19 protein-coding genes and 1 riboswitch are annotated in these 21,785 nt (G+C 49.4%); of the genes, 2 read left to right on the top strand and 17 right to left on the bottom strand.

Annotation, left to right across the window (positions count from 1 at the left end; translation table 11 throughout):
- Positions 1-12 precede the first annotated feature (12 nt).
- The 9 genes from BSEL_RS05965 to sufC all read right to left on the bottom strand — a co-directional run bounded on the left by BSEL_RS05965 (position 13) and on the right by sufC (position 9,846).
- The gene (locus BSEL_RS05965) at positions 13-1,125 is read right to left on the bottom strand and encodes an HD-GYP domain-containing protein (protein ID WP_013172101.1); all 1,113 of its coding nucleotides are present in this window, start codon (positions 1,123-1,125) and stop codon (positions 13-15) included.
- 44 nt (positions 1,126-1,169) lie between these two features.
- On the bottom strand, positions 1,170-2,582 hold the full coding sequence (locus BSEL_RS05960) for a bifunctional metallophosphatase/5'-nucleotidase (RefSeq protein WP_013172100.1): 1,413 nt from the start codon (positions 2,580-2,582) through the stop codon (positions 1,170-1,172).
- Between the two features lie 14 nt (positions 2,583-2,596).
- Entirely contained in the window at positions 2,597-3,415 is an 819-nt protein-coding gene (locus BSEL_RS05955; RefSeq protein ID WP_013172099.1) for a sulfite exporter TauE/SafE family protein, read from the bottom strand.
- 140 nt (positions 3,416-3,555) lie between these two features.
- Positions 3,556-4,413, bottom strand: a complete 858-nt coding sequence (locus tag BSEL_RS05950) for a DUF72 domain-containing protein (protein WP_013172098.1) — start codon at positions 4,411-4,413, stop codon at positions 3,556-3,558.
- A gap of 88 nt (positions 4,414-4,501) precedes the next feature.
- Positions 4,502-5,899 carry a Fe-S cluster assembly protein SufB gene (gene sufB / locus BSEL_RS05945; protein ID WP_013172097.1) on the bottom strand — a complete coding sequence of 466 codons (1,398 nt, stop codon included), beginning with the start codon at positions 5,897-5,899 and terminating at the stop codon, positions 4,502-4,504.
- Positions 5,900-6,053: 154 nt separating this feature from the next.
- Positions 6,054-6,518, bottom strand: a complete 465-nt coding sequence (sufU, locus tag BSEL_RS05940; protein WP_013172096.1) for a Fe-S cluster assembly sulfur transfer protein SufU — start codon at positions 6,516-6,518, stop codon at positions 6,054-6,056.
- On the bottom strand, positions 6,505-7,728 hold the full coding sequence (locus tag BSEL_RS05935) for a cysteine desulfurase (protein ID WP_013172095.1): 1,224 nt from the start codon (positions 7,726-7,728) through the stop codon (positions 6,505-6,507). The genes sufU and BSEL_RS05935 overlap by 14 nt, the downstream gene beginning before the upstream one ends.
- Complete coding sequence (gene sufD / locus BSEL_RS05930) at positions 7,729-9,036, bottom strand: Fe-S cluster assembly protein SufD (protein ID WP_013172094.1); 1,308 nt, start codon at positions 9,034-9,036, stop codon at positions 7,729-7,731.
- Between the two features lie 27 nt (positions 9,037-9,063).
- Complete coding sequence (sufC, locus tag BSEL_RS05925) at positions 9,064-9,846, bottom strand: Fe-S cluster assembly ATPase SufC (RefSeq protein WP_013172093.1); 783 nt, start codon at positions 9,844-9,846, stop codon at positions 9,064-9,066.
- A 645-nt stretch (positions 9,847-10,491) separates the two neighbouring features.
- Between sufC and BSEL_RS05920 the strand changes: the two genes are divergently transcribed.
- Together BSEL_RS05920 and BSEL_RS05915 are read left to right on the top strand one after the other, a co-directional pair.
- Positions 10,492-12,144, top strand: a complete 1,653-nt coding sequence (locus BSEL_RS05920; RefSeq protein ID WP_177304816.1) for a sensor domain-containing diguanylate cyclase — start codon at positions 10,492-10,494, stop codon at positions 12,142-12,144.
- On the top strand, positions 12,144-12,866 hold the full coding sequence (locus tag BSEL_RS05915) for a hypothetical protein (protein ID WP_013172091.1): 723 nt from the start codon (positions 12,144-12,146) through the stop codon (positions 12,864-12,866). Before BSEL_RS05920 ends, BSEL_RS05915 begins: the two co-directional genes overlap by 1 nt.
- Before the next feature lie 537 nt (positions 12,867-13,403).
- Here BSEL_RS05915 and BSEL_RS05910 read toward each other — a convergent pair.
- The 8 genes from BSEL_RS05910 to BSEL_RS05875 all read right to left on the bottom strand — a co-directional run bounded on the left by BSEL_RS05910 (position 13,404) and on the right by BSEL_RS05875 (position 21,764).
- Entirely contained in the window at positions 13,404-14,216 is an 813-nt protein-coding gene (locus tag BSEL_RS05910; protein WP_013172089.1) for a MetQ/NlpA family ABC transporter substrate-binding protein, read from the bottom strand.
- A gap of 19 nt (positions 14,217-14,235) precedes the next feature.
- Positions 14,236-14,919 (bottom strand): methionine ABC transporter permease, encoded by a 684-nt coding sequence (locus tag BSEL_RS05905; RefSeq protein WP_013172088.1) that lies wholly within the window; start codon positions 14,917-14,919, stop codon positions 14,236-14,238.
- Entirely contained in the window at positions 14,912-15,937 is a 1,026-nt protein-coding gene (locus BSEL_RS05900; RefSeq protein WP_013172087.1) for a methionine ABC transporter ATP-binding protein, read from the bottom strand. Before BSEL_RS05900 ends, BSEL_RS05905 begins: the two co-directional genes overlap by 8 nt.
- A gap of 197 nt (positions 15,938-16,134) precedes the next feature.
- A riboswitch (SAM riboswitch) is annotated at positions 16,135-16,244 on the bottom strand.
- A gap of 88 nt (positions 16,245-16,332) precedes the next feature.
- Complete coding sequence (locus tag BSEL_RS05895) at positions 16,333-17,592, bottom strand: MFS transporter (protein WP_013172086.1); 1,260 nt, start codon at positions 17,590-17,592, stop codon at positions 16,333-16,335.
- A gap of 151 nt (positions 17,593-17,743) precedes the next feature.
- The gene (gcvH, locus tag BSEL_RS05890; RefSeq protein WP_013172085.1) at positions 17,744-18,130 is read right to left on the bottom strand and encodes a glycine cleavage system protein GcvH; all 387 of its coding nucleotides are present in this window, start codon (positions 18,128-18,130) and stop codon (positions 17,744-17,746) included.
- An 83-nt stretch (positions 18,131-18,213) separates the two neighbouring features.
- Positions 18,214-18,570, bottom strand: coding sequence for an arsenate reductase family protein (locus BSEL_RS05885; RefSeq protein ID WP_083769529.1), 357 nt, complete (start codon positions 18,568-18,570; stop codon positions 18,214-18,216).
- A 207-nt stretch (positions 18,571-18,777) separates the two neighbouring features.
- On the bottom strand, positions 18,778-20,556 hold the full coding sequence (locus tag BSEL_RS05880) for an acyl-CoA dehydrogenase family protein (protein WP_013172083.1): 1,779 nt from the start codon (positions 20,554-20,556) through the stop codon (positions 18,778-18,780).
- A 26-nt stretch (positions 20,557-20,582) separates the two neighbouring features.
- Positions 20,583-21,764, bottom strand: a complete 1,182-nt coding sequence (locus BSEL_RS05875) for an acetyl-CoA C-acetyltransferase (RefSeq protein WP_013172082.1) — start codon at positions 21,762-21,764, stop codon at positions 20,583-20,585.
- Between the last annotated feature and the right edge of the window lie 21 nt (positions 21,765-21,785).

The raw sequence follows: 21,785 nt of genomic DNA, 5'->3' as shown, positions 1-21,785 counted from the left end.
CACCCCGTTTGATTAAGATTCATACGTTTTTGATTCGATCAGAGCCTCGCATTTTACGATTGTGATATTCAGCCGCTCCGTCAGATCGAGCTCGTACGGTTCGTCAAAACGCTGACCATGAGCGTCTCTGAGCACCTTGATGACCGGCCGATCGGGAATCAACGGATTGTTCATTTTGACAACCCCCGCGGACCCGTCGCTCAGTACAACTTCGAGCCCAACGGGATAAATCGCCACGGTCTTCGCAAACAGGTCCACCAGTTCACGGTTAAAGAGTGTGCCCGAACCTGCCTGAAGAAGTTCCAATCCTTCATGGGGAAGCATCGCACTCCGGTATACGCGGTGAGATGTGACGGCATCAAACACGTCGGCCACGGCAAGGATCTGCCCGTAGAGGTGGATGTCTTTTTCGCCGATCTTTCTCGGGTATCCCGAGCCGTCAAGGCGCTCGTGGTGCTGATAGGCGCAGTGCGCCGCAAGGAGAGGCAGTGTCTTCGATTTTCGCAGCATGTCAAACCCAAGTTCGGCATGCTGTTTAATCGTATCAAATTCCTCATCTGTCAGTTTCTGTTTTTTGTTCAGCACTTCAATCGGAATCCCCATTTTCCCGACATCATGGAGCATCGCACCGAGGCCAAGCTCTTTGAGCTGCTTCATGTTCAGTCCCTTTTTCTTCCCAAGGGCAATGGCATACACCGTCACGCTGAGAGAATGCTGGTACACATACGAGTCATAGTTCATCACATTTGACAGCATCGTGATGGCGTCTTTCTCCGTAGTGACGGTGTTCAGGATTTCTTCGACGACACTTGCGAAATCAACCGTCAGATCATCAATATCAAGGTTCTTCCCTTCAGAAATCCGGTAAGCGATGGTTTTAAACGACTTGTTAATCGTTTTAACGGCCTTTGCTTTCTTTTCCGGGGGCAGTGTATCGTTCACAAAAATATCATCCGTATCCGGGTCTTCGAGATAGACAAACGACACGCCTTTGTCCTGCAGGCGTGAAATCATGGATTCACTCAATTTAACAGAGGCATTCAAAAGCACCTGGCCTTCGTCATTATAAATCGGTTTGGCTAAGACGTCGTTCTTTTTCACTGCGTTGATCGATTTCAGCTTCATGTACCGGTGCGCCTCCTTTCCTGTTACGAATGTGCAAAACGGACTTATCCGGACGATTTCATCATGCCGCTCTGGTTTTGCAGGCACCACAACAGAATATCACGCAAAAATTCCGGCATGAGGATATCCGTTCGTTCCGCATCACGAATCCCTGGGTACAGCCTTCCAAGCGTAAACATGTCCAGTGTCGCCACTTTGTAAACTCGATTTTCTTCAATTCTTTTATTATCAATGATAAATGTTTCCGGGTCAATACGCTCCTGCGTTTTCGCAAAACTTGAACCTGTGGCATAAATCATCTTGCCTAATACTTTCCCACGAAAACCAAACCCTCTCAGGCGAAAATGGATCATTTCGGGGGTCTCGGCTTTTTGCATCGTTTCTATTATTTGTTTACCTGTCATATGGACAATGACCGGATTGATCGGATGAGGGCAGATCTCATGCAACTGCCCTCTCGTCACGAGACCCGGCTTCAGCCCGTCAAGGAGCGAACCCGCATTCACCATGGCAAGATCCGTCTGACACCACGATCGGAGCCCTTCGGTCAGGGTTCTGACAAGCGGGCTTTCATCAAACCAGTCCACATACATCTCTTCTTTCAGGATCGTGACCGGTTCCTCCATCAGACACACGGCACGGCGGTTCAACCTGCTGAGCTGATTCTCCGTTTCGTAATCGCGCTTTTGCACATCGACGGGAATCGATTGTACGCTCTCGACGGACAGGCCGGACTCCTTCGTCCCTCCGATGGTCACTTCACCGATATAAGCACCAGAACGTCCTGACTGATTGATCCAGACCCCGTTCACATGCTCTCCCTCTTCAAGAACATGATGGGTATGTGAACCGAGAACAAGATCAAACTCAGGCATCGCTTCGACGAGTCCATAATCTTCTCTCAGCCCAAGATGAGAAAGGCAGATCAGAAAGTCACAGTCTTGCCTGAGCCTGGCAACCACTGGTCTGAGCGCTGTAAGAGGATCATCAATCTTCCATCCGAGCGGTTCATAAAATTGCCGGAACGGCACCGTTGCTGCGGTCACACCAATCGTCGTGCCATCGGTTAACGTAAGGATTTTGTATGGCGCTGTCCACGGTGGCATCTCTGACGTATCCTTATCCCTGAGGTTGGTCAGAAGCACCGGGAAATTGGCATCTGTATAGAGCCCGTTCAGCTCCTCTTTGGAAAACGTGATGCCCTCATTGTTCCCTATCGTCACGGCGTCATAGTCCATGCTGTTCAACAGCTCGATATTGCCTTTTCCCCGAAGGGCATCGGTGACCGGATGCACCCGGTCACTGTGATCACCAATATCAAACAGCAGCACGTCACGCCCGGCGTCCAACGCTGCCTGGCGCTTTTCCTTTAACAGCGCCGTCACTGCCGGCCAGGCATTGAGCTCACTGTGAAGGTCGTTTGTATGTAAAATCGTCAGTTTCGTTTCGTTTGTCATCACCATTCCTCCAATCAGCCCGTCATCCCTTGCCAGAGTAAACGGAAGGCAAGAATAATCAAAAAGATTCGCAACAGCAATACGAGCCTGTCACTTGAAAGCCGTCTGTTTAAGAGGGCTCCCGACTTCCCACCGAACCATGCGCCCGGAATCAGTGCCAGGGCATACAGCCAGTGCACATTCCCGACAAGGATATGAGACACGGAGCCGACTATTGCCGAGAGCATGATCATAAACATCGACGTCGCCACCGCGAGATGAGGCGGAAACGCAAAAAGCAGAATCATGGCCGGTACCATGAGCGATCCGCCACCGATGCCAAAAAGACCCGATATGCTTCCGACAATGAACCCGAGCATAATCCCGATCACAGGCTGGTATCCGTATGTCCATTCCACGCCCTGGTGATCCGTCCAGTACAGATTCCGCCCAACAGGGACCGAAAGCGGCCTGACGTGTTTCTTCAGCCACAGCACGATGGAAATCACGATCATAAAGGTACCGAAGATCACGAGAAACTGATTCATCACGAGCCCCTGATTGAGCCAGACGCCAAAGATTGCACCCGGACCGCTGCCTATAAAAAAGACAAGACCGCTCTTTAAGTCAATGCTCTTCTGCTTCACATAGCTGAGCGTTGATGACAAGCCTGTAAAGATCATGATCAAGAGTGACGTCCCTACTGCGACCTGCGGTGTAATCCCCGAGATGATACCTGTGACATCCTGCAAAATGAGTAAGCCCGGTACGACGATGATTCCCCCGCCAAGTCCGATCAGACTCCCAAGCGTTGCCGCTGCAAACCCCAATAGCAACAGAACTAGCCATTCCATACGTGTCCCCCGCCCCTGTACTTTGATTTATACCCCTCTGCTCACTATGATACGCCTCGGCATTTCATGCTTCAACAGAAAGATGCACAAAAGCTGAAATGGAAGGTGGACATGTCGTATGAAGGATGGGGTCAGGGTGATCAGAAAAGCTTTAGCTGTGCGGGGTTCAGGCCGTCATAGGTTATTCCGAGGATCTCTTTGAGCCGTTTAGCATTGGCTGCAGCGTGGCCGCCGGAGTTGTTGTTAAAGATCACATAGACCTCTGAGGACTGAGCATGGATCGCTTTCACATCCTTCGCCAGCGTCTTCAGTTCTTCCTCTGAATAATCGTACAGATAGCGGACATCCCGCCATTCATCACCTTTTGCCGGGTAATTCCACCCGGCAACATTCCTGCCGTGCAATCTGATCAGCGTCCGGTGCCCGGTTGTTGCAACCGGGACAAAGGGTATGGACTTCTCTCCTGCCTGCGGCTCATCGCAGATGCTGTGAATCCAGCCCCCTTCTTTCATCAGCGCAAGCGTTTTGTCCCTGTACGGTGGCTCAAACCAGGACCGGTGCCGAAATTCAAGGGCCAGATCATAATGGTGATAGCGTTCACGGATCCCCTTGATTAGGCTGACATGCTCTTTTTTCACATCAAACCAGGGCGGGAACTGAAAGAGCACCATGGCGAGTTTGCCCTGATCCTGCATCGGTTTGAGCGCCTGATCGAAAGCGTCGTACATCGCTATTTTTGAAGGAAACGGGTTCTCTCCCCGCATATGCCCCGTCATCCCCTGATAGGCTTTGACAACGAACCGGAATGTCTCCGGTGTTTCCCGGATCCATTTGGCAATCTGCTGTTCTGAAGGGACCGCATAGAAACTTGCATCGAGCTCCACAGAAGGAAAGTGCGATGCATAGACAGACAGCTTCTGAGAAGGAGGGGTTCCCCCTTCGTACAGGCTGTCATGATCCCCCCAGCCCGTGCATCCGATATAGATCTGTCCTCTCATCTTCATCACCTCCGTTACATAAACGAAGGGAATTGAAGCCGGCTCGTGGCCGGTTCAATTCCCTCACTGAATCAGGATACCAGACGGATTAACCGATGGATCCTTCCATTTCGAATGAAATCAATCTGTTCATTTCAACGGCATATTCCATTGGCAGTTCTTTTGTGAACGGCTCAATGAAGCCCATGACGATCATTTCCGTTGCTTCCTGTTCGGAAATACCGCGGCTCATCAGGTAGAAGAGCTGCTCTTCGGATACCTTCGAAACCGTCGCTTCGTGCTGAAGGGTAATGTCGTTGTTGAGAATCTCATTATACGGAATCGTATCTGATGTGGATTCATTATCCATAATCAGCGTGTCACACTCAATGTTGGACATGGAGCGTTCCGCTTTGCGTCCAAAGTGCACAATACCGCGATACGTAACCTTGCCACCCTGCTTCGAGATGGATTTGGATACGATGGAAGACGAGCAATCCGGTGCGAGGTGATGCATCTTGGCACCCGCATCCTGATGCTGGCCTTTTCCTGCGATCGCGATGGAAAGGACGTTTCCTCGTGCACCGCGGCCTTTCATGACAACGGCCGGATACTTCATCGTCAGCTTGGAACCGATGTTACCGTCAACCCATTCCATAACCGCATTTTCCTGCGCTACGGCACGCTTTGTAACAAGGTTGAAGACGTTTGGTGCCCAGTTCTGAATCGTAGTATAGCGGCAGTAGGCATTCTTCTCAACGATGATTTCAACCACCGCACTGTGCAGGGAGTTCGTCGTGTAAACCGGAGCCGTACAACCTTCCACGTAGTGAACAGAGCTGTCTTCGTCCGCAATAATGAGCGTACGCTCGAACTGACCCATGTTCTCTGAGTTAATACGGAAATACGCCTGAAGCGGCGTTTCCGTCTTGACGCCTTTCGGCACATAGATGAATGAGCCACCGGACCAGACCGCAGAGTTCAATGCTGCGAACTTGTTGTCCGTCGGCGGAATCACCGTACCGAAATACTTGCGGAAGATCTCTTCATCTTCTTTCAGCGCTGTATCGGTATCTTTGAAGATAACACCGAGATCTTCAAGATCCTGTTGCATGTTGTGATACACCACTTCAGATTCGTACTGGGCAGAGACACCTGCGAGGTATTTCTGTTCCGCTTCCGGAATCCCGAGCTTGTCAAACGTGTTCTTGATTTCTTCAGGGACTTCATCCCATGAGCGCTCTGATTTCTCAGAAGGCTTCACGTAATAGAAGATCTCATCAAAATCGAGTTCGTTAAGATTTCCGCCCCATTGCGGCATCGGTTTTTTATAAAACGTTTCAAGTGATTTTAAGCGGAAATCGAGCATCCACTGCGGCTCATCTTTCATCTGTGAAATCTCTCGAACGATATCACTGGTCAATCCTTTTTTCGAGCGGAAAATCGATACGTCTTTATCAGAAAAGCCGTATTGATATTCACTAATCTCCGGCATTTTTTTCGCCATTGTGAACCCCTCCTTATTAATATCGGGAGCATCCTCCGCTCCCCTTGCTATAGTTACATGTCAGATCACGACAGCGACTTCAAAACGGATAAGAGATGGAGCGATTCCATCTGCTTTCTATTTTACACTATATAGACAGTGAAAATAAAGTCATTTACTCATCATCGTCGTCATCGTCATCATCCGGTCCCTGGATCCCCTGCTCCATTGCCTTCCAGGCAAGGGTCGCACATTTGATGCGGGCAGGGAATTTGGCAACGCCCTGCAGGGCTTCGATGTCACCAAGGTCAAACTCTTCCTCGTCAAAATCTTTCCCTAGCATCATATCCGAGAAGATCTGAGACAAGCGGATGGCCTTGTCCACATGGAGACCTTTAATGGCCTGCGTCATCATGGACGCGGATGACAGACTGATTGAACAGCCTTCTCCAATAAACTTCGCTTCGGTGATATGGTCATCTTCCACCTGCATCTGCAGCTGGATCCGATCCCCGCATGTCGGGTTATTCATATTGACTTTCAATACATCCCCGTCAATATCCCCGCGGTTTCTCGGGTTCTTGTAATGATCCATGATCACCTGCCGGTAGAGTGTATCGAGCTGATTATCTAAAGACATCTCCGAAATACTCCTTTGCTTTTATTAACGCGTCTGCAAATGCGTCGACTTCCTTCTCCGTATTATACAGATAAAAGCTCGCTCTTGCAGTCGCCGTTACATCAAGCCATTTCATCAAAGGCTGGGCACAGTGATGACCGGCACGGACGGCAACGCCTTCCGCGTCAAGAACCGTGGCCACATCGTGCGGATGCACGTCATCACAGTTGAACGTCAGCACGCCGGCCCGCTCTTTTGGACCGTAGACCGTGACACCGTCCATCTGATCAAGACGTTCTTTCGCATACGTGACGAGCTTTTTTTCATGGGCTTCAATCTCTTCCAAGCCGATCTCATTAAGAAAATCAATCGCTGCACCAAAACCGATGGCACCGGCGATGATCGGTGTACCCCCTTCAAATTTCCACGGAAGCTCTTTCCACGTGGAATCCTGGAGATCCACAAAATCTATCATCTCACCGCCAAACTCCACGGGCTCCATCTTCCGGAGCAGCTTGCGTTTGCCGTAAAGGGCACCGACACCTGTCGGACCGCAAAGCTTGTGGGCAGAGAACGCATAAAAATCCGCATTGAGATCCTGCACGTCAATGACCATATGCGGGGCAGACTGGGCACCATCGACAAGCATCACAGCGTCATGCTTGTGTGCGATGGCCGCGATGTCTTTAATCGGATTGATTGTCCCGAGGACGTTGGAGACATGCATGACAGCGACGATCTTCGTGCGCTCCGTAATCGTCGCCTCCGCGTCTTCAAGACTGATCGTGCCGTCAGGCTGAAGAGGGATATACTTCAGGACTGCTCCCGTGCGTTTCGCAAGCTGTTGCCAGGGGATGATGTTACTGTGATGTTCCATCGGCGTGATGACGATTTCGTCACCTTCCTTCACATTGGCATCCCCGTAGCTCCTTGCCACGGTATTGATGGCTGTTGTTGTACCGCGCGTGAAGATGATTTCTTCCACGCGCTTGGCATTGATGAATTTCTGGACTTTTTCCCTTGCTCCTTCATAACCGTCCGTGGCCAATGAACCGAGGGTGTGAACCCCCCGGTGCACATTGGAATTGTAACGGCGGTAATAATCATTGACTGCTTCAATGACCTGAACGGGCTTTTGGGACGTCGCAGCACTGTCAAGGTAAACGAGCGGATGACCGTTTACCTCCTGATCGAGGATCGGGAACTGTTTGCGAACGTCATGGACATTCATTTAGTACACTTTCCTTTCGATCACATCAAAGAGTTGCTCCTTTACGCTGTCGATCGGCAGCGCGCTCACGACCGGATTAAGGAACCCGTGAATAATGAGACGTTCTGCTTCGATTTTACTCATACCCCGGCTCATCAGATAAAACATTTGAACCGGATCGATTTTTCCGACGGACGCAGCGTGACCTGCCGTGACATCATCTTCGTCGATCAGGAGGATCGGGTTGGCGTCACCACGGGCCTTTTCGCTGAGCATGAGGACACGCTCGGTCTGTTCACCGTTTGCTTTTGTCGCGCCGTGTTCGATCTTGGATACGCCGTTGAAGATCGAGGTGGCGGCATCCTTCATAACGCCGTGCTTGAGAATCTGACCGTCACTGTTTTTACCGAAGTGCACGACATTTGTCGTGAAGTTCTGCACCTGGCTGCCCCGGCCGATTGCGACTGTCTTCGTGTCGCCGTAAGAACCTTCACCGACCAGATACGTTGTATTTTCTGAGACCGTGTTGCCGTCATTCATCTGTCCGAGTGCCCAGTACAGTTTGGCATCCCGGCCATTGACCTGACCGCGGCGGTTTACGTAGGTCACCACATCTTCAGACAGGTTATCCACTGCACCAAAACGTACTTCAGCACCATCTTCCACATAGATTTCGGCGATAATGTTTACGAAGGCATTTTCTTTTGAGCCTTCAGACAGGTAGTTCTCCACGTACGTCAGTTGACTGTTGGCTTCCGCCACGATCAACACGTGGTTGAAGAGACCGAAATCCCCTGCATGAGTGAACACAGACTGAAGAGGTTCTTTCACTTCGACATTCTTTGGAATATAAATGAAGATCCCGCCATTCAGAGCTGCGGCATGAAGAGCAGTCAGGCGATGCTCATTGACGTTGACCGCGTCCTGCATGAAATATTTCTTCACGAGGTCGCTGTGCTCAGAAAGAGCCGTCTGAATATCAGTGAAAATAACGCCTTTGTCTTTCAGGTCGTCCGTCAGGGCTGTAAAACGGTTTTGACCATTCTTCTGTACGACGATATTGGACACATCCGCCTCAACGCCCGTCAGCGTGCGCTCTGCTTCAGAAAGAGCCGTATATTTATTGGCGGCTTCAACGCCGGTTTCCGTTGAAAAACCGTTGAAGTTCCATTTTGTGATGTTTGTTTTATCAGGTTTGGGTAAATCAAGAGATAATGCTTGCTCAAGTGCGCTCAGACGAAGATCCGCAAACCATTTCGGATCCTGTCGGTCAGTTGAGAAGCGTGTTACGTCTTCTTTATTGATTGGAAACGATACTTCCGCTGTCATCAAAATTCCTCCTCATTGTCCGATGGTTTATTCCTGGCCTACTGTTTCGTCTTCGATTCCGAGCTCTTCTTTGATCCACTCGTAACCATTTTCCTCGAGTTTCTTCGCGAGCTCAGGTCCGCCTGATTTCACGATACGGCCCTGCATCATGACGTGTACATAGTCCGGCTCAATGTAGTTCAACAGGCGCTGGTAGTGCGTGATGATCATGCAGCCGAAGTTCTCGCCTCTCAGGCTGTTTACGCCTTTGGCAACAACCTTCAAAGCATCGATATCAAGACCGGAGTCGATTTCGTCAAGAATGGCAATGCGCGGCTCGAGCATGAGAAGCTGCAGAATTTCGTTACGTTTCTTCTCACCGCCGGAGAAGCCTTCATTCAGGTAACGGTGCTGGAACGACTGATCGATTTCGAGTTTGCCCATCTCATCATCCATTTTACGGATGAATTTCATGAGAGAAATTTCGTCGCCTTCTTCACGCTGGGAGTTCATCGCAGAGCGGATGAAGTCCGCGTTCGTTACACCGGAAATTTCGCTCGGGTACTGCATCGCAAGAAACAGACCCGCCTGCGCACGCTCATCCACTTCCATGTCGAAGAGGTCCTGACCGTCGATGGACGCTTCCCCTTTTGTCACCTCATAATTCGGGTGTCCCATCAGAGCGGACGCGAGCGTTGATTTCCCTGTACCGTTCGGTCCCATAATGGCATGAATCTCGCCACCCTTTACATCAATATCGAAACCTTTCAGAATTTCCTTCTCTTCAATATTTACATGAAGATCCTTTACGCTTAAGCTTGGCTTGGTCATGAATAACTACCTCCATTTATTTTTTGAAAGTTTAATCTGAAACATGATAGAATAAGAGATGTGAGCGCTCCGCTCATTCTCACTTTATTCTCATTACAATCTTATATCATCCTCCTGACTGATTCAAGGAAAAGGGATGATTTTTTAAAAAATCTTTCAGGTTTTCACTATACGAATAGTGAAAACCTTTATTTTCAATCGATTCCCGGCTCCCTCACCCAGTAAAACGACTGTTTTTCACGTCACTTGACACTATGCCACAGCATTTCTCCTGCCTTTCGACACCATTTTCCAAAAATGATTCTCAGTCATGATCGGAAATTTACATCTAATTGAGAATAAATCTTAATTAGGGTGATGATTCGACTCCCTCTGTAAAATGATCAATCCTTCTGAATCCTCACGATCATCTCCCGGTTTCTTGCTCTGCAAAACACCTAATCTTCTGCGTTACCGTACCCGTCATACGTTCGTTTCTTCAGATGAAATCGATGTAATCTGAAGATTCTGCAAAAAACAGGACCGATAAGCAGGTGGAACCCTCGTTTACACAACATGCCTATGGTACACTGTACCTACCCACTTAAATGGATGCCGGCAGGAACCGTCTATGCCGCGAACAGTTATGAACAGGATGCGATACGAGTGAAACCCATTGGACGAGGTACATCCATCATCTTTTTGACCGCAGCCGTGCTCTTTGCTGCTTTGTCTGTTTTCTTATATTCCAACGAACTCCATATTGAACTCCAGGAAGCCTCTCCTTTTGACGAAAATTGGACGGCCATCATCGACGGAGAAGCAGAAGCAGTCAACGAGATCCCCGGCCAGATCGATACCCCTGCCGGTGAACCGCTAATTATTGAAAAAAACCTGCCTGAGTCTTTCACCCGTGAGCAGGCAGTTATGTTCCGCTCTTCTCTTCAATATGCAAGCGTGTACCTCGATGACAGGCTCATTCATCAGTCTCTCGATGAAACGGCATCCGGCCTCCGTTTACCGCCGGCAAGTCACTGGTTTATTGTGGACATCCCCGCGGATGCTTCGGGGCAGACCCTCCGGCTCGAGTTGACGTCCCCCTATGAGGACATGAGCGGCCGCATCAATCACGCCTATGCCGGTGATCGCGCCGGCCTTCAGGCCCAACTGTTCCATGATTATATGGTTGATTTACTTTTCGCACTCATCATAATCGGCACGGGGTTCGCCATGCTCGGATCATATGTATTTTTACGAAGCATCAGACCTTATGAAATGCTCTACCTCGGTATGATGGTCCTGACAAGCGGCTTCTGGTTTTTGGCAGAGTCGCGTATGATTCAGTTTTTCACAGGAAACCAGTTCCTCATCGGAGGGCTCGCATACGTTGCGCTCGCTTTCATCCCGATCCCGCTTCTGATGTATGTAAAACACGTTATACTGACGGATGAGAGAAAATGGCTCAATGCCGTCACCGCATTCTTATTCAGCTGGTTTGTTTTCATCATCGTTCTTCAGCTGTCCGGGATTGCCGATTTTTTTGAAACACTGACTGTCACCTTTTTGCTTTCGTTTATAAGTTACACGCTGGTGATCGGCCTGATGATTTTTGAATCACTCAAGTATCGCAACCAGGATGCGAAGCGTTTTCTCGCCGGTATCGGTCTCCTTCTGTTTTTCGCACTGATCGAAGTGCTGAGCTTTCTGTTGTATGATCCGGTCTTCACATCCGATATTCTCCGGATTGGATTCGGACTCTTTTTACTGCTCATGGCTGCAAATGCATTGACGAGCCTGATTAAGCGGCTTAAAACCCTCCAGGAATCGGCCATCTATGAACAGCTTGCTTATACAGATCCGCTGACACAGGGCTATAACCGGATGGCGTTTGAGCGGGATGTTCAATCACTGCTTTCTGATTCCGAGTCAGCCAATGGACACTGGCTCCTCTATGTGGACATTAATGATATGAAAGCCATAAATGATGAATACGGGCATAAGAGCGGTGATGAGGCCATCCGGATCATCTTCCGGCTCATGACAGACATCATCGGTAACAAGGGCCACGGATACCGGATTGGCGGCGATGAGTTCGCAGCGATCCTTGCCATCCCGAGTGAAGAGGAAATTGAACGGCTTATAGAGAGCCTGATCAGCGCGGTCAAAGAAGCGGACAAAGAGCTGCCTTATCACTTATCCGCTGCAGTCGGCCGCGCCTATGTACATCTCGGAGAAACAACAAATCTGTCAGACTTGCTTCACGAAGCAGATAAGAACATGTACGCAGAGAAACTCAAAACGAAAGGACAGAAGCTGTAATGCCATTCCTTAACGATCCTTTAATCTTTGCCAAAAGTTATCCGTTCCCGTCTCCATCGGACTCTTTTCTTTATGCAGCTGATGGAGAGGCATCTCTCGGATCCATCAGCGAATTGTCCTCCATGATACACAAACGAACTCCTGTTCTTGCCTATGGTTCAAACTGCGCACCCTATCAATTAAAACGGAAATTCGGCGATTATCTGGGGGAATTCGGAGAGGTTATCCCCGTCATTAAAGCGACAATCCGAGATACGGATGTGGTGCACAGCCCATTTATCGTTCCATACGGCTCCATTCCGGCAACGATTACGCCTTCACCCGGGACCAATGCTGAGGTCTTCATCACGTATCTCACGGACGATCAGCTTCAGATCATGCACCGCACTGAGGCCGTTGGACTGATTTATGAATATATCCCCTTTGATGAGGGGCTTGTGACTGCGCATATCCCCTCCTTATCCATCGAAGGCATCCATACCTACCGCTCCATGGCGGGCGTCTTCCATATCGACGGTGCACCGGTCGCCCTCAAGGATGCAGGAGCGAATAATCGCCGCTTCCATGCAATGAACCAATTGGAGATCCTCACATTGATCAACGAAACGTGTGCCCCTGAATGGACCTTGGACGATTTTATTCAGGAACTTCTGCAAAACACGGCCTTTCGCGCACAGATCAACAGTGAAATCCGCGGGGCGTTCAAAGACCCAACAACCTGATTCGGTACATTAAAAAACAGACCTGAACGCTTGAATAAGCGAATCAGGTCTGTTTTTTTCACGTTCGTCAAAGCGGTCAGTATTCATTACCCCGCATGGACTTGGCGCTGTAGTTCGTCAACCATGCTGTTACTCTTGCTGTACTCCTTGTCACGCTCTTGTTCCACGCGTAACCGCTCGTCAAGGTTCTGGTTGTACTCGGCATAACCAATTCCATGGCTTTGGTGCATGGCTTTTTCCATTTCACCAGTATGAGTTGTTTTAATCGGATGGATAATGAATCACTGTCCTTTCTGGAATTTGCCTCATCGTTGTGAGGATTTCTTACAAAAGTAAGTATATCATTTGTCAGATTTCTGTCCAACAAGCATACAAACCGCTGTGTAAGGGTCAGCTTTTATTTGTCCCCTCTGAATTATCTGACAACAGTGAGAGATAAATTTACAGACATATTCTCATGATTGCACCGGATTCCTCTAAATGAGCTGGTAATTAAAGGAAAAGCACCCTTCAAGTGAAGGATGCTCGGTTACGGCTTTATTGGGTGACCGGAACAACAGCATTGTCATACTCATCAAGAATGAAGTCACGGACTTCCTCTGATGTCAGCACGCTGTAAAGTGTCTGAATACGCTCATCATCCTCATCACCTGCGTTGACGGCAATAACATTCACATATGGATTATCAAGGCTTGCATCTTCAAGGGCGATCGCGTCCTCAAGCGGGCTAAGTCCTGCATCGAGGGCATAGTTTGAATTAATCAGTACCGCGTCTCCTTCATTGTTCTCATAAGCAGAAGCGAGGAGACCGGCATCCACATCTGCATTGAATTGGAAGTCGTTCGGATTCTCTGCGATATCATCAATGGTTGCACTGATCCCGGCTCCATCTGCAAGGGTAATCAATCCTTCCGCTTCAAGCATCATCAAAATACGGCCATGGTCCGCAACAGAGTTTGAAATAATGAACGTAGCACCTTCCGGGAGTTCGTCAAGGCTTCCGTAATCCTGCGAATAAACCCCGATCGGCTCGATATGAATACCTCCGACATTAACAAAATCATAGCCGTGATCTTCAATTTGAGACTCGAGGTACGGGACGTGCTGGAAGTAGTTCGCATCCAGTTCGCCTTCGTGAAGAGCTTCGTTTGGTATCACGTAATCCTGGTACGTTTCGATTTGAATCGATACGCCTTCCTCTTCCAATAGAGGCTCGGCGAATTCGAGAATTTCTGCATGCGGGATATTTGATGCCCCAATCACCAGTGTTTCATCATCTCCGCCTCCGCAGGCAGCAAGCATTCCCACTGCAAGTCCTCCAACAACTGTTCCTTGAATCTTCTTTTTCATGTCGACAAACCCCTTTCTGTCATCGCTTATCTAATTTATTTGTAATCGTATCGCCGATGTATTGAAAGGCAAACACGATAACAAGCACAATGATGGTGGCCAAAAGTGTGACGTCCGGATTGCCCCGCTGAAAGCCTTCGAGATAGGCCAGGTTCCCGAGGCCCCCTGCTCCGATGACACCTGCCATCGCCGTATAGCTGACAAGAGCAATCGCTGTAACGGTAATTCCCGATACGAGTGCCGGCATGGATTCAGGCAGCAGCACTTTGAAAATAATCTGACGATGATTCGCGCCCATTGCCTTCGACGCTTCAATAACGCCTTTGTCAATCTCCCTCAGGGCAATCTCCACAAGCCTTGCATAAAAAGGTGCTGCACCGATGATCAGTGCCGGCAAAGCTGCGGATGGGCCGAGAAATGTACCGAGAAGCATCCGGGTGAACGGAATCAACAGCACAAGCAGGATAATAAACGGAATGGAGCGGAAGATGTTGACATACGCTGCCACGATGATGTTGACGGCCTTGTTCTCCCAAAGTTGCCCTCTGTCCGTCAAAAACAGCAACAGACCGAGTAAAATCCCAAACACAAAGGTGAATGCCAGGGCAACCACCGACATATACATCGTTTCATAGGTGGCATCAAACATGCGGTCCCAGTTCACATTCGGAAACAGGATCCCGCCAATGAGTGTATTAATCATGATGCACCACCTCCACCAACACATCTCGCTCTTTGATAAAAGAGAGCACCTCTTCAATCAGCTCATCCGTTCCGTCAATCTGAACAAACAAAGTCCCGTATGTCCCGTTCTGTGTCTGTGAGAGCTTCCCCTGCAGGATGTTCACCGAGACATCGAACTGACGGACAATCGATGTGATGAGCGGTTTCTTCGCGTCATTGCCTGTGAACGTCAGCTGGTAAACGGTGCTGAGATTCGTCTCGGCGAAGAGATGTTCCACCGCCTCTTCCGTATCTTCCGGTTCGAGGATCTGCTTGACGAATTCCTTTGTCATCGCTTCTTTCGGACGGCGGAACACATCGAGTACAGGGCCTTCCTCAACAAATTTACCGCTCTCCATCACGGCTACCCGGTGACAGATTTTTCGAATGACATGCATTTCATGGGTGATCAGCACGATCGTGAGCCCAAGCTTGTTGTTGATATCGACCAGGAGATCGAGAATGGCATCGGTTGTTTTCGGGTCGAGTGCCGATGTGGCTTCATCACACAAGAGCACTTTCGGATTGTTCGCAAGGGCACGGGCAATGCCGACCCGCTGCTTTTGTCCACCGCTAAGCTGGGATGGATACGCATCCTCCCGGCCCTTCAGCCCGACGAGATCGACCAGCTCCTGCACCCGCTTCTCCCGCTCTTCCTTCGATGTCCCGTTAATCTCAAGGGGAAATGCAATATTTTCCGCGACAGTTCGTGACCAGAGGATATTAAAATGCTGAAAAATCATGCCGATTTCCTGTCTCGCTTCTCTCAGCTCCTGTTTTCTCATCCGGCTGATCGTCTTCCCGTCAATCGTCACTTCACCCGAAGTCGGGGTCTCCAGCTGATTCAACAGACGGATCAGCGTACTTTTCCCCGCGCCGCTGTAGCCGATCACGCCGTAGATCTGCCCTTTTTCAATGGTCAGATTGATATCATCAACGGCTTTGATCGTGTCGGTTGCGGTCGGAAAGTATTTCTTCAACTGCTTTAACTCAATCATGCGTTTCACCCTCTCACTGTAAAACAATCTATTTTTATATGTATACTCAGTTTTAAACCGGTATGACACCTGTCGGTTGTCCCTTGTGGCTGAAAAAAACTCGAGAAGTCGCCGGGCGCTCTCAAAAAAACAAAAAAACCTTTCCGCTCACCATGCAGATAAGCAGAAAGGTCTGGTTCCAAAAAAACCGGTCCTGTCTCTTATCTGTCAAAGCGTACGAATACGCTCTGTTGGAATTGGCACCTTCCACTTTCGTGATGGTTGCCGGGCTTCATAGGGCCAGTCCCTCCGCCGCTCTGGATAAGAAATGATACATTCAGTTTTTTAAGTCTTGATGAGTATCTTAGCACGCCGGACCTCCGGTGTCAAAGGAAAACTGTCGGTTTTTTTGACCTTCAGTCCTCCAACGGTTTTATACGGTTACGAAACACAAAATAAAAGTATAATGTACCAATGACATAGAGAACGGCTGTAATTGAAAAAACGATGGCATAGCCTGAGTAAGATCCGTACACGACCACGATCGTCGTGGAAACCGGTCCCATCACAGCCCAACCGAGCTGGAAAACTGCCTGGCCTACAGAATTTGCGAGCCCCTTCATATTATCATTGACACTTCTCATCATCAGCGACATCTGTATCGGGTTCCCGGCATTCATCAGCGCCTGCCGGAAGAGAAAACCGAATACCGCCAGCCAGAGTATTTCAGTAAACGCCGTCAGTAAGAGAAACGGGATCGATGCGAGCTGAAAGAAGACCACCGCTTTCACTTCTCCGATGCGTTTGACAACGACCGGTCCGATCATCAGTGCCACAGCCGTCATCGCCTGACCGGAAGAGAGGATGAGTCCCACCATTGTATGACTCGCTTCAAAGCGGTCAACGAAGTACAAATTCAGATACGGAATAACAAGGCCGGAGCCGAAACCGATGAGAATTTGCGCACCGGCAAAGAGAAGGATGATTTTCAATCCGTCTTTATTGGTTCGAAAGAGCTTCTTAAAAGAACGGTCCTGCACCGTCTTCGATTCCAATTTCCGTTCCTCCCGAATCTTTAAAACCGGAATGAGTGCTGCGAAAAAGAAGACCGCACCGATTAATAGCGTTGCCCGGATGCTCCAGAGAGCAGTCATGCCAAAGAGAATCTGAAAGAGGTCACTGAACGCCCCGCCGATCAGGTTGCCGAATACGTTGGCAAACATGATCACGGCAAAGTTGAGGCTGAACAGATGTACCCGCTGCTTCTCGGTGGAGTTCTCAGCAAGGAGCGGGATCGCGGACACCTGGATCATTGCCATAAACATCCCGGTCATAAAGGCGCCGGACAGCAAAAGCCATTCAGAAGTCCCGCTTGCCCGCAGAAAGAGGCTGACAGCAGCGAGAAGAAGGCCGATCAGAATCACCTTTTTCCTGCCCTTTCGGTCGGAAAGAATCCCTGCCGGTAAAAGTAAGAGAGCCGTCGCCATCGACTGCATGGCGATGACCGATCCGTTCATCTGGTCATCATATCCGAGTTCTCGTATATAGTAGTTGTAGATGATCATAAAGATCCCCATGCCGATATGGACCAGAATGGAGCTGAGCAGGAATAAACGGACATTCAGATTGTATTGTTTGAACTGGTGTTTCCAGTCCCGTAAGAATCGGATCAGCATAAGTCAGGCTCCTGTGTTCTGTTAGAATATATTCTTTCGTCTCTCTAAACAATATAGCGGATATCCGGACAAAAGAAAAGGGGCTGTCGGTGCCGATTTGTCTGAAACGGCACAAAAAAGAAGCCCCCGTTGATGGGAGCTCCCTGACTTCTTACTTCTCTTCACTGATCAGCTTATCGTAAGCATCAGCATCCATGAGCTGACTGAGTTCACCCTCATCAGAAGGTTCAACAACAATCATCCAGGCTTTCTCGTAAGGTGATTCATTCACGAACTCAGGCGAATCTTCAAGATCTTCGTTCACTTCCACAACTTTTCCCGTGACCGGTGCGTAAAGCTCAGAGACCGTCTTGACAGATTCAACGCTCCCAAACGGTTCTTCTACTTCAATTTCATCACCGACCTCCGGCAATTCAACGAATACAATATCACCAAGCTCAGACTGCGCATGATCCGTGATCCCGATTCTCACTTTACCGTCTTCCTGCTTCACCCATTCATGTTCAGCAGAATATTTCAGATCCTTCGGTAAACTCATGAAATCCCCTCCAGTTCTATGTATGTTACTACATTTCTATTTTACTATAAAATCAGGGGGAAAGGGAAACATAATTCCCTTTTTCATCCCCAGGCTTCTTCAAACATGTCTTCTTTAAACCCGACCGTCACCTGTTTGCCATCCGTTACAAGCGGGCGCTTGATCAGCATACCGTCCGATGACAGAATCTCGAGCAGTTCCTCTTCAGAAGAATCGGCCATCTTGTCTTTCATGCCGAGCTCCCTGTACTTCTTTCCGCTCGTATTAAAAAACTTTTTCAGCGGCATACCGCTTGTGTCAAGAAGCTCCTTCAGCGTCTCCTTTGACGGCGTCTCTTTGACGATGTTGTGTAACTCCAGATCAAATCCCTGTTCTTCAAGCCAAGCCTTGGCTTTTCTCGAATTCCCTCACTGCGGGTAATGATACATTGTCAGGCTCATGCCGTTTCCCCCTTTGATTGTGGTGATTCACATTTATCGTAACGCATCCCTTTGCACAATGCCACTAATCTGCAGGGAAAGTGAAGAACCCTGCTCGATGAGCAGGGTTCTTCGTGAGAGAGAAGTATGCCTTTCTGAAGGAAAGAAAGACTATATTTTTTGGAGCAGGGGAAGTGCCCCAAATTGGTAAACAGTATCACATAGTGCTTACAGGACGTATCGCTCTTCTTCAATGATTTTTGCAGCGAGTTCCCGCTTCTTTGCGATCATGTTGATCGGTGTATGACGGGTAAGCTTCTTCAGGATGGAAAGCATCGTACGAAGGCCGTCACCATCATCAAGGGCAACGAGGGATTCTTTCGCGAACGCTTCGATCTTATTGAATGCTTCCTGAGAGTACACTTGTGTCATGAGAAGCTTCTGTGCGGACTTATCTGCACCGTCTCTTGCCATCGCTTTTTCCGTGCGGAGAACCATGGATTCTATGTTGTAAATTTCACTCACGATATCCGCCACGTTTGCGAGGAGCTCCTGCTCTTTCTGAAGCTTTTCACCATATTTCTGTGCCGCCGTACCGGCAATCATCAGGAAGATTTTCTTCGCATTCTGAAGGAGATAACGTTCCTGTTCAAGCGGCTCATCGCCCACTTCCTCAGGCATCATCATCATGAGTTCTTCCTGAAGGCCTGATGCCTTCTCAAGAAGCGGCAGTTCGCCTTTCATCGCCATCTTCAAGAGCGTACCAGGAACGAGCATGCGGTTGACTTCATTCGTTCCTTCGAAGATTCGGTTGATACGGGAGTTCCGGTACATGTTTTCAATTTCATATTCCATCATAAAGCCGTTACCGCCGTGGATCTGAACACCTTCGTCTACGATTTCATCGAGGGCTTCGGATCCGAAGAACTTGTTCAGGGAGCACTCCACTGCGTATTCTGCAATGGCTTTCCCGACGAGTTTTCCGTCTTTTTTCTGCTCATCCGAAAGTTCGTCGAAGCCTTTGTCAATCAGACCCGCAGTACGGTAGATCGTACTTTCAAGCGCGTACGTTTTCGCTGCCATTTCCGCGAGTTTCTTCTGGATTAACGTGAACTTTGAAATCGGCATGTTAAACTGCTTACGCTCATTGGCGTAGGCTGCAGAAATTTCCACAGCACGCTTTGCTCCGCCGACGCAGCCGACACCGAGTTTAAAGCGGCCCAGGTTCAAAATGTTAAAGGCAATAACGTGGCCTCTGCCTGCTTCTCCGAGAAGGTTTTCCTTCGGTACTACAGCGTCTTCCAAAATCAGCGTACGGGTTGAGGATCCTTTGATCCCCATTTTCTTCTCTTCCGGTCCGACTGACACGCCTTCATGGTCCTTTTCCACGATAAAGGCGGAGAACTGTTCGCCGTCAATCTTGGCATAGACAACGAAAACGTCGGCGAATCCGGCATTTGTGATCCACTGCTTTTCTCCATTGAGGATATAGTGGGTTCCTTCTTCATTCAGCTTCGCTGTCGCTTTCGCGGAGAGGGCGTCGGAGCCTGACGTCGGCTCTGTGAGCGCGTAGGCTGCGATGCGTTCACCCGTGGCCAGATCCGGCAGGTACTGCTTCTTCTGTTCTTCAGTGCCGAAGTAAACGATGGGCAGGGAACCGATTCCGACGTGCGCGCCGTGCGTCAGGGAGAACGATCCGCCAAGTCCGAATTTCTCCGTAATGATCGTGGAACTGATTTTATCGAGTTCAAGTCCGCCGTACTCTTCAGGCACGTCCACACCGAGAAGACCGAGTTCTCCGGCTTCTTTCATCAGTCTGACCGACCGGTCAAATTCATGCTGCTCGATAAACTCAAGCTCCGGCTTCACCTTTTCATTGACGAAATCCTGGGTCATCTTCGCCATCATCTTATGCTCGTCAGAAAAATCCTCCGGTGTAAACACGTCTTCATAAGACGTCTCTTCAAGTAAAAACATGCTTCCTTTAATCAACTTATCTGTTGCCATAATGCCATTCCTCCTTTGGATTGGTGTTACATCAGTTCAAACACGCCTGCTGCGCCCATACCGCCGCCGATACACATCGTCACAACTCCGTACTTTTCGCCTCTTCGCTTCATTTCATGAAGAAGGCTCAAAGTAAGCTTGGTGCCTGTGCAGCCGAGCGGATGACCGAGTGCAATGGCTCCACCGTTGACGTTGACTTTCTCCGGGTCGAGGCCGAGTTCACGAATAACTTGCAGCGACTGGGATGCAAAAGCTTCATTCAATTCATACAGACCGATGTCACCGAAATCAAGACCTGCGGATTTGAGCGCCTTTGGAATCGCTTCAACAGGGCCGATCCCCATCACATCAGGTGCAACACCCGCCACTTCATAAGCGAGGAATTTGGCCATTGGCTGAAGGCCTTCCTTTTCGGCGGTTTCTTTGTCCATGACAAGTACCGACGCAGCGCCGTCACTCATCTGTGATGCATTCCCTGCCGTAACAGTACCGCCAGCCTGATTAAAAGCCGGTCTCAGTTTCGCAAGGCCTTCCATGGTCGTATCTGTCCGCACGCCTTCGTCGGTATCAAACAGAACTTCTTTCTCTACCAGTTTATGATTGTCATCCACATAACGGTGCGTCACCGGTACCGGAACAATCTCATCTTTAAACTTACCTTCTTTGATGGCATTCGCCGCACGTTTATGACTCTCAACGGCAAAGGCATCCTGATCTTCGCGGCTTACGCCATAGCGTTCGGCCACTTCTTCGGCCGTATTCCCCATCCCCATGTAATACTCCGGCGCCTGATCAACGAGCGTCGGGTTGGGCGCAATGACATGTCCGCCCATCGGGATCATCGTCATGGATTCCGCTCCGCCTGCGATGATGGCAGAAGCTTTACCGAGCATGATCCGCTCTGCCGCGTAGGCAATGCTCTGCAGCCCTGATGAACAGTAGCGATTAACGGTAATCGCCGGTACCTGTTCCGGGATTCCCGCCAGTGCGGAGATATTTCGGGCCATGTTCATGCCCTGTTCCGCCTCCGGCATAGCACAACCGATGATCACGTCCTCAATGCGGGACGGGTCAAAATCGTTGGCACGTTTCAGCGTTTCCTTGATGGTCAATGCTCCGAGATCGTCCGGTCTCACGTGAGCAAGCGTTCCTTTTTTCGCTTTTCCTACAGGTGTCCTTGCACCTGAAACGATAACAGCTTCTTTCAAGAAATTCCCCTCCTTTTGGAG

The sequence above is a fragment of the [Bacillus] selenitireducens MLS10 genome (genome assembly GCF_000093085.1).
GTDB lineage: Bacteria > Bacillota > Bacilli > Bacillales > Salisediminibacteriaceae > Salisediminibacterium > Salisediminibacterium selenitireducens.
The sequence above is the reverse complement of the archived record's forward strand: the minus strand, read 5'-3'. Positions and strand labels throughout refer to the sequence as shown.

What these genes read in the sequence shown, in the direction of transcription:
- BSEL_RS05965 (WP_013172101.1), bottom strand. Translation starts at nt 1,125, where the DNA reads ATGAAGCTGAAATCGATCAACGCAGTGAAAAAGAACGACGTCTTAGCC.
- sufB (WP_013172097.1), bottom strand. Translation starts at nt 5,899, where the DNA reads ATGGCGAAAAAAATGCCGGAGATTAGTGAATATCAATACGGCTTTTCT.
- BSEL_RS05910 (WP_013172089.1), bottom strand. Translation starts at nt 14,216, where the DNA reads ATGAAAAAGAAGATTCAAGGAACAGTTGTTGGAGGACTTGCAGTGGGA.
- BSEL_RS05950 (WP_013172098.1), bottom strand. Translation starts at nt 4,413, where the DNA reads ATGAGAGGACAGATCTATATCGGATGCACGGGCTGGGGGGATCATGAC.
- BSEL_RS05915 (WP_013172091.1), top strand. Translation starts at nt 12,144, where the DNA reads ATGCCATTCCTTAACGATCCTTTAATCTTTGCCAAAAGTTATCCGTTC.
- BSEL_RS05880 (WP_013172083.1), bottom strand. Translation starts at nt 20,556, where the DNA reads ATGGCAACAGATAAGTTGATTAAAGGAAGCATGTTTTTACTTGAAGAG.
- sufC (WP_013172093.1), bottom strand. Translation starts at nt 9,846, where the DNA reads ATGACCAAGCCAAGCTTAAGCGTAAAGGATCTTCATGTAAATATTGAA.
- sufD (WP_013172094.1), bottom strand. Translation starts at nt 9,036, where the DNA reads ATGACAGCGGAAGTATCGTTTCCAATCAATAAAGAAGACGTAACACGC.
- BSEL_RS05900 (WP_013172087.1), bottom strand. Translation starts at nt 15,937, where the DNA reads ATGATTGAGTTAAAGCAGTTGAAGAAATACTTTCCGACCGCAACCGAC.
- sufU (WP_013172096.1), bottom strand. Translation starts at nt 6,518, where the DNA reads ATGTCTTTAGATAATCAGCTCGATACACTCTACCGGCAGGTGATCATG.
- BSEL_RS05895 (WP_013172086.1), bottom strand. Translation starts at nt 17,592, where the DNA reads ATGCTGATCCGATTCTTACGGGACTGGAAACACCAGTTCAAACAATAC.
- BSEL_RS05905 (WP_013172088.1), bottom strand. Translation starts at nt 14,919, where the DNA reads ATGATTAATACACTCATTGGCGGGATCCTGTTTCCGAATGTGAACTGG.
- BSEL_RS05955 (WP_013172099.1), bottom strand. Translation starts at nt 3,415, where the DNA reads ATGGAATGGCTAGTTCTGTTGCTATTGGGGTTTGCAGCGGCAACGCTT.
- BSEL_RS05960 (WP_013172100.1), bottom strand. Translation starts at nt 2,582, where the DNA reads ATGACAAACGAAACGAAACTGACGATTTTACATACAAACGACCTTCAC.
- BSEL_RS05935 (WP_013172095.1), bottom strand. Translation starts at nt 7,728, where the DNA reads ATGAATGTCCATGACGTTCGCAAACAGTTCCCGATCCTCGATCAGGAG.
- gcvH (WP_013172085.1), bottom strand. Translation starts at nt 18,130, where the DNA reads ATGAGTTTACCGAAGGATCTGAAATATTCTGCTGAACATGAATGGGTG.